Origin of the sequence: Tissierella sp. (genome assembly GCF_052089545.1) — a bacterium.
GTDB lineage: Bacteria > Bacillota > Clostridia > Tissierellales > Tissierellaceae > Tissierella_A.
The window spans coordinates 1-10,971 of record NZ_JBQDAA010000064.1; the positions used below are offsets into that span (position 1 = coordinate 1).

Consider the following 10,971-nt stretch of genomic DNA (forward strand, 5'->3'; position numbering starts at 1 on the left):
AATTGTTTTCTTTGGCTCCCTTAATTATTATCTTATCTTTTAACATTTTTTCACCTCTATAACATCTTCTTAAGTTCTATCATTTTATCTCTTATTTCTGCTGCCTTTTCAAAATCTAATTCTTCAGCTGATTTCATCATAGCATCTTCTAAACCTATTATCATAGATTCTATTTCATCCTTTGAAAAGCTATCATCATATTGTACATTTTCTTCTGCTACAATAGTAGCTTCTATTACATCACGTACAGCTTTATTTATTGTAGTAGGAGTTATATTGTGTTTTTCATTATATTCATTTTGGATACTTCTTCTTCTTTCAGTCTCAGATATAGCCTTTTGCATAGACTTTGTAATTCTATCTCCATACATTATTACTCTACCATTTACATTTCTAGCAGCTCTTCCTACTGTTTGTATTAAAGAAGTTTCTGAACGTAAAAATCCTTCCTTATCAGCATCAAGTATTGCTATAAGAGAAACTTCAGGAAGATCAAGGCCTTCTCTAAGAAGATTTATTCCTACTATTACGTCATATTTACCAAGCCTTAGATCTCTTATTATCTCCATTCTTTCCATAGTATCTACATCCGAATGAAGATAATTTACCTTTATACCTATTTCTTTAAAATATTTGGTTAGGTCTTCTGCCATTTTTTTAGTAAGAGTTGTAACAAGAGTTCTTTCACCTTTTTCTATAGTCTTTCTTACTTCTTCTACAAGATCATCAACCTGATGATTTATAGGTCTTATCTCTATTATAGGATCAAGTAAACCAGTAGGCCTTATTATTTGTTCTACAACCTGCTCAGTATGTGCTTTTTCATACTTACTTGGAGTTGCTGATACAAAGAGTATCTGATTTATAAGACTTTCAAACTCTGTAAACTTTAAAGGTCTATTGTCAAGTGCTGATGGAAGTCTAAAACCATATTCTACAAGATTTGTTTTTCTAGACTTATCTCCTTCATACATTGCTCCTATTTGAGGAATAGTAACATGTGACTCATCTGTTATCATTAAAAAATCATCTGGAAAATAATCAATCAAAGTATAAGGTCTACTTCCTGCTGGTCTTCCGCTTAAATGTCTAGAATAGTTTTCAATACCTGAACAAAATCCCATCTCATTCAACATTTCCATATCATATCTAGTCCTTTGTTCAAGTCTTTGTGCTTCAACAAGTTTATCTTGATCCCTTAACTCTTCCAGCCTTTCTTCCAGTTCTTTTTCTATACTAATAAGAGCTTTTTTTACCTTTTCTTCTGTAGTAGCATAGTGGGATGCTGGAAATATAGATACATGTTTTCTATAACCTATTATCTCCCCTGTTAAGTGATTTACTTCAACAATTCTCTCGATTTCATCTCCAAAGAATTCTATCCTAACTGTATTTTCACTAGATGCAGCTGGAAATATTTCAAGCACATCTCCCCTTACTCTGAAGGTACCTCTTACAAAATTTATATCATTTCTCATATATTGAATATCTATTAAATCTTTCATAACTTCATCTCTATCTTTTATCATGCCTGGTCTTAAAGATACCATTAAATTTTCATAATCTATAGGGTCTCCAAGTCCATATATACAAGATACAGATGCTACTATTATAACATCACGTCTCTCAAATAGTGCTGCTGTAGCAGAGTGACGCAATTTATCTATTTCATCGTTTATGGATGAATCTTTAGCTATATATGTGTCCGTGTGAGCTACATATGCCTCTGGTTGATAGTAGTCATAATAGCTGACAAAGTATTCTACTGCACTATTTGGAAAAAACTCCTTAAATTCACTTGCAAGTTGATATGCCAGAGTCTTATTATGAGCTATAACTAAAGTTGGTTTTTGAGTTCTTTCTATTATATTGGCCATAGTAAAAGTTTTTCCAGACCCTGTTACTCCAAGAAGTGTTTGATGTTTTAAATCCTTATTTATTCCATTTACTAATTTATTTATTGCCTTAGGCTGATCACCTGTAGGCTTAAAGCTTGAACTTATTTTAAATTCATTCATATTTTCACCTCATTTGAACATTTGTTCATTGCCTTATTATATAATATATCTCTTAAAAGTCAAAATAAATATTTAATTGTTGAGAAAAAATCTAATTTATTATAAAATGGTAGAAGGAGTGTGATTAAATGAAAACTTTTTTACGTATCCTCATCTTATTACAAATTGTTATTTTATTTATGGGATGTGAAAGTAAAGAGATAAGTCCTCTTTTATATAAAGATGAAACCGATTCTATATCTTCTAATGAAAACGCTGATAATTTAAATTATACTATAGATAAGATTACCCTATCTAAGAGTTATCAATCTGTAGAACCTAATATAGAGATATTAAAAAACGGAATAGATTCTAAGCTTCTTTTGTCCCTAGGAATAGTTGAATCATCCGGAATCAATATAGAAAAAATTGAAAAAGATAATAGAGATGTAAATATCTTTGTGCAAAACCAAACAAAAAATGAAAAAGCAGAATTAGTTGTTCCTCAAATAATGATAAAATTTAAAGATTTATCAAAAAAGGATCTTGAAAACTTAAATTTTAAAATAGTAAATAGAAATTATGAACCTATTAAAACTAGTATCGATATTGATGAAGCTATAAGTAAGATTAAATCCTCTCTAAAAATTGCAACTTCAACCTTCCCTAGTTCAAAACTTAAACAAGAAAATGGGAAAATGTTTTTAGATTTAGATTTTACTAATGTTGTTGACTTAGCAAATAAGGAAAACCCAATTATAAATTTAAATGTTTTAATAGATTTAATTGATGGAGAAATAGTAAAATCAGATAAAAAATCTGTTTCTTCTCTTATAGATGAAGGCGATATATTAGAGTATGTCCAAAATAAATATTTATTATATGTAAAAGAAATAGACGCAAAAAATGATATTAACTATGAGCTTTGGATGCATGATATAGAAAAAAATACTGAAGATAAAATATATACCTCTAAGTATAAAATCTGTTCATTAAAGTTCAATGATAATAATGATAAAGCCCTTTTAATAGAGTCTTCAGGTGACTATAGTGAACTTTATATTTTAGAACTTAAAGATTTAAAAGTTTTTAAAACTAAATTAGATAAAAGTATAAATCCATCTGAAGCTATTTGGAAAGATAAGGACATAGTATTAATAGATAAGGAAGATGATATAGCAAAACTTTATAGCTACAATACATCAAATGATAATTTAAAATTTCTTTCTAGAATGGATAAAGATATAAAGCAGATACAATACTTAAATGAAAACTTTTTATTTTCAATTGAAAATGAGAGTGATAAAAACGTCTATCTAACAAAAGATTTCAAAGAAAAGATACTAGTTGATTCTGGTAAAAATCCTTTATTTATAGATGATCAAACTATTGGATACTTAAAAAATAATAGTGCAGATGAAAATGTATTATGGTTCTACAATTTAAAAGACGAAACTATAAAAAGTTATAGTGATATTAATGTACAAGACTATTTTACATGGAAAAATAATATAGCTATTATAGAAAAAACTCAAATTGGTTCTGATAATCCGCTATATATATATAATTTAGAAAAAGAAGAGGTAGAATTCCTTACTTCTATAAAAAGCAATAAGATCTTTTTAAATACAGAAAAAAATATATTATATATAAATTCTTCAATAGATCTTGGAGAAGATAAAACCTCTGTCATATCTTACTTAAATTTAGAAAACAAAAAAATTCCTTAGGATATCTTAATTCCTAAGGAGTTTTTCTTACCTCTATATTTTTTCTTTACAAGACCTTTTTTATGATTAAAATACTCTATTTTAACCTTATTAAAACTTTTTTGCGATAATTCTATAAAATCTTTACTATTTTTTACATGGTAGTGATTTATTCTAACTATTATATCTCCTGTTTTAAGTCCAAGTTCCTTGCCAATACCTTTAGAATTTATCCCTGTAACATTAACACCTTTTATTATAGATTTTAATGAGTTTAAGTTTGATCTTTCCCTATATATATTGATAAATATTATTAATTCATGTGCTAGAAGTGAAAAAATAGGTGCTATAAACTTATAGGGACTTATCATAGTTATAGTAAACAAAATAGAACTATACAGCAGTAGCATCAGCGATGTCTCTAAAGTCTTTTTTCTAGGAAATCTTCCTATAGTAAAGTCTCCATAACTTAATATAGCAAATAGTAAAAATGGTTTAATCATAGTATCACCTATAAAAACAACAAAGGGTATAGGCCAAAATCTATTGAATTCATATCCATCTTTTATTTGTCCTTTTATATTAAAAATATTAAACATTTTTTGGCTACTTCCATTTATAAGTATTAGAACTCCTTCTACAGCATGAAGTAGTGATATTACTATCATAAGTTCAGTTATATTAATCTTTGGATAGTGAAACACTAAACTCATAAGTGATAACAAACTTCCACCATATGAAAAACAAATAAATCTTGAATCTATTATAGAAAGCAGTAGAGAAGTAATTAGGATATAAATATACTCTAAAGGAATTATATATATTTTAAGATATATAAGAGCTACTGTAACTATCATACCTCCTACTATTCCATAAAGTATGGAAATAATTGTAGCCTTTAAAGGTACTTCTGTTTTTTTATAATATTGGAAATATATTATAAAAAATATAAATATAAAAAAAGGAGACGCCAGTCCTTTTAGTATGTCAAAGATAGTAAATAAAACTATCCTATACAGCCCGTACATATAAGCTTCCCCTTTTTTATAAATCAATATTTTTCTATTTTATTTTATTTTTTATGACTTCAAGCCCTTTTTGAAGTTGACTATCTTCTTTCAGGTTTTCTACTCCTATAGTTTTTATATCTTCTGGAAGTTCTACAACTATATCTGGCTCTATACCTACTCCATGTATGTTGGTTCCATTTGGAGTAAAATATTCTGACACTGTAAGCTTAATTGCTGAACCATCTTTAGTAGGTAGCGGACTTATTCTTTGAACTATTCCTTTTCCAAATGTTTTAGTTCCTATGAGCTCGCCTCTATCATAATCTTTTATTGCACCCGAAAGTATTTCTGAAGCACTTGCACTTCCACCATTTACTAATACGACTAATGGAATGTCTATTTTAGATGCCTTAGACACATATTCTTCCTTTTCACCCTCCCTAGTCTCAGTATAAACTATTGTGCCTTCTCCTAGAAGTTCATCTGCAATATCTGCAGTTACATCTAGAAGTCCACCAGGGTTATTCCTTAAATCAATTATGAGGCCTTCCACATTTTTATTTTCTAACTTTTTCAAATCTTTCATGAAATCTTTATAAGTTAATTCATCAAAAGAAGTTATATTTATATAACCAATCTTATCATCTATCACACTTGAATTTACAGTTACAAGTCTTATCTTCTCCCTAGTTATTTTTACATCAAATGTCTCACTAGTTCCATCCTTATCCCTTCTTAAAATAGTTAATGTAACTTTTGTCCTAGGCTTTCCTTTCATTACACTTACTGCCTTATCCATATCCTCTGCCATAAACTCTTTTCCATCTACTGCTATTATTTTATCCTCAGGTTTAAGTCCTGCCTTTTCACCAGGAGTATCTTTTATAGGAGACACAACCGTTATAAGATTGTCTTCTCCAGGAGTTACTATTACTCCTATACCTCCATATTCACCAGATGTCTCTTGAGTGAGATCTTCAAACTCATCTGCAGTTAAATATTGGGAGTAGGGATCTTCTAAAGATGCTACCAATCCTTTTAGTTGGCCTTCTATAAGCCTTTCTTCATCTACATCTTTTAAATAGTTTTCTTTTATAAATCCCTCTACTAGCTGCACTTTAGAAAATTCATCTGCTGTTGATTTTAAATATTCATATTCAGTCTTAGGAAGCACTACTTTTGAATCAAACTGTAAACTAAGTGTGTTACTTAAACCAAATGTTAGTAAATTTGTTAATATAAGAATTACTACAAAAAATATTATCCTTTTCCTACTTGACATTTACTTCACCTCTAATTTTATGCTTATAAGTTATATTATTGTATTTTCTTGTATATTATACCACATAACTTATTTTCTATATAAAAAAAAGGGGGACTATTTCCCCCTTTCTTACTATAATATTTTTATCTTACCCATGGTAATGGATCTATATATTTACCATTTTTTCTAACCTCAAAGTGAGAATGTGGTCCTGTAGAGTTACCAGTACTGCCCACTCTTGCAATTACTGTACCCTTTCCTACAGATTGTCCTTTTCTTGCAACTGTTGAAGAGTTATGAGCGTAAAGTGTAACTATACCGCCCCCGTGGTCTATCATAACTACATTACCATAGCTACCAAGCCATCCACTATGTATAACTGTACCACTTGATGCAGCTACTACACTTGATCCTGATGGTGCTGGTATATCGATACCTGTGTGCATTTTCTTAGTATGGAATATAGGATGGATTCTATAACCAAAGTATGAACTTACTCTTCCATGACCTGGTATAGGCCATGTCATTCTACCACTTGTGGGAGTGCTAGAAGTTGAACCAGAACTACTGCTTCCTGAACTAGCTCCTGAGTTTCCAGAGCTGCCCTGATTGCTAGGTTTTTGCTGTTTAGCTGCTTCTTTAGCTCTTTGTTCCTCTTGTAATTTAACTATTTTATCTTCGATTTCCACTGCAAAATTGTTTAATTTATCATATTCTTTTTCAAAACTATCTACATCTTTTTGAAGTTTTGTCATAAGAACTTTTTTTGATCTAGTAGCTGTTTCTAAATCTTTCTTACGTGATTTAAGTTTTGTTTTTGCTGCTGCAAGTGAAGCTCTTTGAGATTCTAATTCTTTTTTATTTTCTTCTATAATATCTTTTTGTTCTTTCATAACCTTGAGTAATTCTTTATCTTGTTCCGCTATAGCTTGTACCATATCTTTTCTAGAAAAGAAATCTTTTATATCCTTTGAAGTAAGTAAAAGCTCTAGATATCCTGCGTTTCCATTCATATACATAACTCTTATTCTTGATTCAAAGTTTTCTTGTTTTTCTTCTAGTTCTTTTTCTGCTCTTTTTAATTCTTTCTCATTTTCCGATATATTTTTACTTATTTCTGATATTTCATCTTCTACTTTTACAAGCTCTATAGAAGCACTATTCATTTTCTTATCTAATTCATCTATCTGTTGTTCAACACTTTTTGATTCGTTTTGAGCTTTTTTAAGTTTTTTCTGTGTTGTACTTAATTGATTTTTAATTTTATTTTGTTCATTTTTTAAATCCTTTGTCTTGTCAGCAAAACTTACACTTCCTAAAGATAGTGTTAAAGATACAAGTAATACTGCCGAGATTTTTCTAACATTTTTTTCTAGCATGTTCTCCCCCTTAAACATTTAAATATCTTCTCATCGATACCATACTTCCTAGTGCACCTATTCCTGAACCTATAGCTATAAACATAATAGAAACATCTTTTAATATAGCCTCCGGTGGTACAAGTATTACACTAAATAATACGTATAGTTTTTCATTTATTGAATCAAATAAATATTCATATCCAAAATATACTATCAATATAGATATGAGTGCAGCGAAAACTCCAAACAATATACCTTCTAGCACAAATGGTGTTTTTATATAGGAATTTGTAGCTCCAATATATTTCATTATACTTATTTCTCTTTTTCTAGATAAAACCGTTAATTTTATAGTATTTGAAATTATGAATACAGATATGGCAATAAGTACTCCTATTACTATAATTCCACCAAGCCTTATATAGCTTGCTAGTGTTGTTAGTTTATCTATTATTTCCTTGTGATATTTTATGTTTTCTACTCCTTCGATACTATTTATCGATTGAACTATTCCTTCTGTGTCTTGTATATCCTTTGATTTTATTATATATGAATCAGGCAAAGTATCTTTGCTTATACCTTCTAATAAATATGCTTCTTCTCCCCACTGTTCTTTCATTGTGTCAATTGCATCTTCCTGGGATATATACTCTATAGAAGTTATTTTTTCTTCATTTTTCGCAAAATCTTCTATGGCCTGTTTACTTTCATCAGTAATATCTTTTGCTAAAAATATTTCAATTTCATCAAATCTATTTTGAACATCTACAACTAAAGAGTTAATACTCATGATAAGTATCAAAACAAATCCAAGTATTATGAGTACAGCAGAAATAGAGGATATAGAGGCAAGACCCATACCACGATTTCTCCACATACTTTTAAAACTTTGTTTAAAAGTATTTTGCATTATCCTAAACTTATTCATCGTACCCCCCTCTTTTTTGATCTCTTATAATTACTCCATTTTTTAATTGTATAACCCTACGCCTTAAGCTGTCAACTATTTCTTTTGCATGAGTTGCCATTATAACAGTTGTTCCCCTAGTATTTATATCATTTAATATTTTCATTATTTGTAAAGAGTTGTCAGGATCTAAGTTTCCAGTTGGTTCATCTGCTAAAAGTATTGGTGGATTGTTTACTATAGATCTAGCTATAGATACTCTTTGTTGCTCCCCTCCTGAAAGCTGATCTGGAAAACTTGATGCCTTTCTTCCTAGGTCTACTCTATTTAAGACTATTGGAACTCTTCTTCTAATTTCTTTGGGATCAGATCCTAAGATTTCCATTGCAAATGCAATATTTTCATAGACTGTTTTATTATGTAAAAGTCTAAAATCTTGAAACACTACCCCAAGATTTCGCCTAATATATGGAATACGCCTATTGCTTACATTCGTTATATTGATATTATTTAAGTATATCTCTCCACTAGTTGGCACTTCTTCTTTTAGTAAAATTTTAACTAATGTTGATTTTCCTGCACCACTTTCTCCAACTATATATACAAATTCACCTTTTTTTATATGCAAGTTTATATCTGAAAGAGCTTTAACTCCACTTTTATATTCTTTATTTAAATTTACTACTTTTATCATTGTTTCACCTCACTACTCGAGTTTAAGCTGTAGTTATTATTTTTTATAGCTTGATATATCTTCTAATACATTATAGTATATATTAAAGAATAAAGAAACAGTTTGAGGTGATTTAATTGAAAAAAAAGTTAATCAGAGAAAAAATGTTAAAAAAACGTAAAAAATTATCTAAAGAAAGCAGAGATATCCATAGTCAAATAATAATGGATAAGCTACTAAGTTCAAGTTACTATGCAAATTCAAAGACAATTATGTGTTTTATTAGTTTTTCCGATGAAGTTAATACCCATAATTTCATAAAAAAAGCTATTGATGATGGTAAAAGAATTGTAGTTCCAATCACATTTCCAGAAAATAAAGAACTTAAACCATCTATTCTTAAAGATTTCAAAGAGTTAGAACCAGGTTTTTATAATATACTAACTCCAAAAGAAGAATTTAAAAGATTTATTGATCCACAAGAAATAGATTTAGTAATTGTGCCAGGTGTAGCTTTTAAAAAAGATGGATATAGAGTGGGATATGGCGGGGGATATTATGATAGATTCCTATCTAAGATACAAAATACTCCTACTATCGCTATTGGCTTCGATATTCAGGTAGTTGAAGACCTTCCAATAGATAGCTTTGACATACCAGTTGATTATATATATACAGAAAAAAATATAATTAATTGTAATGTCTAATTTATATTTTCAGCATTTTTGTGATATAATATGAAAGTATATTAATATAAGTACGGGGGGAAATAAAATGAGTAGATCTGTAGGTACTACAGCAAGGGGAATTAGAACTCCTATTATTAAAGAAGGAAACGACCTTATAAATATAGTGGTAGATTCTCTGATGGAAGCTGCTAAAAATGAAAACTTTAAATTTAAAGACAAAGACGTGGTTGGTATTACTGAATCTTTAGTAGCTAGAGCCCAAGGAAATTATGCCACTGCTGAAGATATAGCAAAAGATATAAATGATAAATTTCCAGAGGATATAGGTCTTGTTTTTCCTATATTGAGTAGAAATAGATTTTCTATCATACTAAAGGGGATTTCTTTAAGTGGGAAAAAGGTTCACCTTCTTTTAAGTTATCCTTCTGATGAGGTAGGAAACCATCTTATGGATATAGGAAAAATGGATGATTTAGGTATAAATCCATATTCTGATCTTTTAACTGAAAAGAAATATAGGGAACTTTTTGGAGAAAAAGTAAGTCACAGGTTTACAGGAATAGATTATGTGAGCCTTTACAAAGAAATGGCAAATAATAATATAGATATATATCTTTCAAACGATCCTAAAGACATATTAAATTATACACAAGATATATTAGTAGCCAATGTTCACGACAGAAAGAAAACAGAAAAAACATTAAAAGATGCTGGTGCTAATCTAGTTCTCGGACTAGATGATATATTAAACTCATCTATAAATGGTAGCGGATACAACGATGAGTATGGGCTTTTAGGTTCTAATCTAGCTTCTGATCATGAGATAAAACTATTTCCTAGAGATAGTCAATATTATGTGGAAGAAATTCAAAAGCTACTTATAGAAAAAACAGGTAAAAACATAGAAGTTATGGTCTATGGAGATGGAGCATTTAAAGACCCTGTGGGAAAGATTTGGGAGCTTGCTGACCCTGTTGTATCACCCGGCTATACAAAAGGGCTTGAAGGGACTCCTAGCGAGCTTAAACTTAAGTATATAGTAGATACTGAACTAGGTGATTTAAATGGTGATGAAGTATTGAGTGCAGTAAAAAATAAAATCTATAGTAAAGATATAGATCTTTTAGCAAATGCCGAGTCACTTGGTACTACACCAAGACAAATTACTGATCTTCTAGGTAGTTTATGTGATCTCACTAGCGGTAGTGGAGATAAAGGAACGCCTGTAGTACTTGTGCAAGGTTATTTTGATAACTTAGCTAGCGAATAAATAAAAAGGGGCTGTTTCAAAATGAATAGTTCCCCCAAAAAAAACAGGTCAAAGAGCGCTAGCTCTAAGACCTGTTTTTTAGTATAATTAA

The 10,971-nt window shown here is 29.6% G+C and carries 9 protein-coding genes; 3 read left to right on the forward strand and 6 right to left on the reverse strand.

All coding sequences use genetic code 11. The features are described 5' to 3' along the window. Positions 1 to 56 precede the first annotated feature (56 nt). Positions 57 to 2,018, reverse strand: a complete 1,962-nt coding sequence (gene uvrB, locus ACTHW2_RS06365; RefSeq protein ID WP_442263134.1) for an excinuclease ABC subunit UvrB — start codon at positions 2,016 to 2,018, stop codon at positions 57 to 59. A gap of 128 nt (positions 2,019 to 2,146) precedes the next feature. On the opposite strand from uvrB, the gene ACTHW2_RS06370 reads away from it, so the two are divergent. Further along, complete coding sequence (locus ACTHW2_RS06370) at positions 2,147 to 3,727, forward strand: hypothetical protein (RefSeq protein ID WP_442263135.1); 1,581 nt, start codon at positions 2,147 to 2,149, stop codon at positions 3,725 to 3,727. Here ACTHW2_RS06370 and ACTHW2_RS06375 read toward each other — a convergent pair. From ACTHW2_RS06375 to ftsE, 5 genes are all read right to left on the reverse strand, one after another. Further along, on the reverse strand, positions 3,724 to 4,734 hold the full coding sequence (locus ACTHW2_RS06375; protein ID WP_442263136.1) for a hypothetical protein: 1,011 nt from the start codon (positions 4,732 to 4,734) through the stop codon (positions 3,724 to 3,726). The genes ACTHW2_RS06370 and ACTHW2_RS06375 overlap by 4 nt on opposite strands. A 34-nt stretch (positions 4,735 to 4,768) precedes the next feature. Beyond that, positions 4,769 to 5,998 (reverse strand): S41 family peptidase, encoded by a 1,230-nt coding sequence (locus tag ACTHW2_RS06380; RefSeq protein WP_442263137.1) that lies wholly within the window; start codon positions 5,996 to 5,998, stop codon positions 4,769 to 4,771. A 125-nt stretch (positions 5,999 to 6,123) separates the two neighbouring features. After that, a complete protein-coding gene (locus tag ACTHW2_RS06385) occupies positions 6,124 to 7,359 on the reverse strand; it encodes a murein hydrolase activator EnvC family protein (RefSeq protein ID WP_442263138.1) in 1,236 nt (411 codons plus the stop codon). A 10-nt stretch (positions 7,360 to 7,369) separates the two neighbouring features. Continuing rightward, entirely contained in the window at positions 7,370 to 8,269 is a 900-nt protein-coding gene (ftsX, locus tag ACTHW2_RS06390; protein ID WP_442263139.1) for a permease-like cell division protein FtsX, read from the reverse strand. Next, positions 8,262 to 8,942 carry a cell division ATP-binding protein FtsE gene (gene ftsE / locus ACTHW2_RS06395; protein ID WP_442263140.1) on the reverse strand — a complete coding sequence of 227 codons (681 nt, stop codon included), beginning with the start codon at positions 8,940 to 8,942 and terminating at the stop codon, positions 8,262 to 8,264. Before ftsE ends, ftsX begins: the two co-directional genes overlap by 8 nt. 116 nt (positions 8,943 to 9,058) lie before the next feature. Between ftsE and ACTHW2_RS06400 the strand changes: the two genes are divergently transcribed. Next, positions 9,059 to 9,628: a 5-formyltetrahydrofolate cyclo-ligase gene (locus ACTHW2_RS06400; RefSeq protein ID WP_442263141.1), complete on the forward strand. Its 570-nt coding sequence runs from the start codon at positions 9,059 to 9,061 to the stop codon at positions 9,626 to 9,628. Between the two features lie 67 nt (positions 9,629 to 9,695). Beyond that, positions 9,696 to 10,880 carry a coenzyme F420-0:L-glutamate ligase gene (locus tag ACTHW2_RS06405; protein ID WP_442263142.1) on the forward strand — a complete coding sequence of 395 codons (1,185 nt, stop codon included), beginning with the start codon at positions 9,696 to 9,698 and terminating at the stop codon, positions 10,878 to 10,880. The last annotated feature ends 91 nt before the right edge of the window (positions 10,881 to 10,971 follow it).

What these genes read in the sequence shown, in the direction of transcription:
- uvrB (WP_442263134.1), bottom strand. Translation starts at nt 2,018, where the DNA reads ATGAATGAATTTAAAATAAGTTCAAGCTTTAAGCCTACAGGTGATCAG.
- ACTHW2_RS06370 (WP_442263135.1), top strand. Translation starts at nt 2,147, where the DNA reads ATGAAAACTTTTTTACGTATCCTCATCTTATTACAAATTGTTATTTTA.
- ACTHW2_RS06375 (WP_442263136.1), bottom strand. Translation starts at nt 4,734, where the DNA reads ATGTACGGGCTGTATAGGATAGTTTTATTTACTATCTTTGACATACTA.
- ACTHW2_RS06380 (WP_442263137.1), bottom strand. Translation starts at nt 5,998, where the DNA reads ATGTCAAGTAGGAAAAGGATAATATTTTTTGTAGTAATTCTTATATTA.
- ACTHW2_RS06385 (WP_442263138.1), bottom strand. Translation starts at nt 7,359, where the DNA reads ATGCTAGAAAAAAATGTTAGAAAAATCTCGGCAGTATTACTTGTATCT.
- ftsX (WP_442263139.1), bottom strand. Translation starts at nt 8,269, where the DNA reads ATGAATAAGTTTAGGATAATGCAAAATACTTTTAAACAAAGTTTTAAA.
- ftsE (WP_442263140.1), bottom strand. Translation starts at nt 8,942, where the DNA reads ATGATAAAAGTAGTAAATTTAAATAAAGAATATAAAAGTGGAGTTAAA.
- ACTHW2_RS06405 (WP_442263142.1), top strand. Translation starts at nt 9,696, where the DNA reads ATGAGTAGATCTGTAGGTACTACAGCAAGGGGAATTAGAACTCCTATT.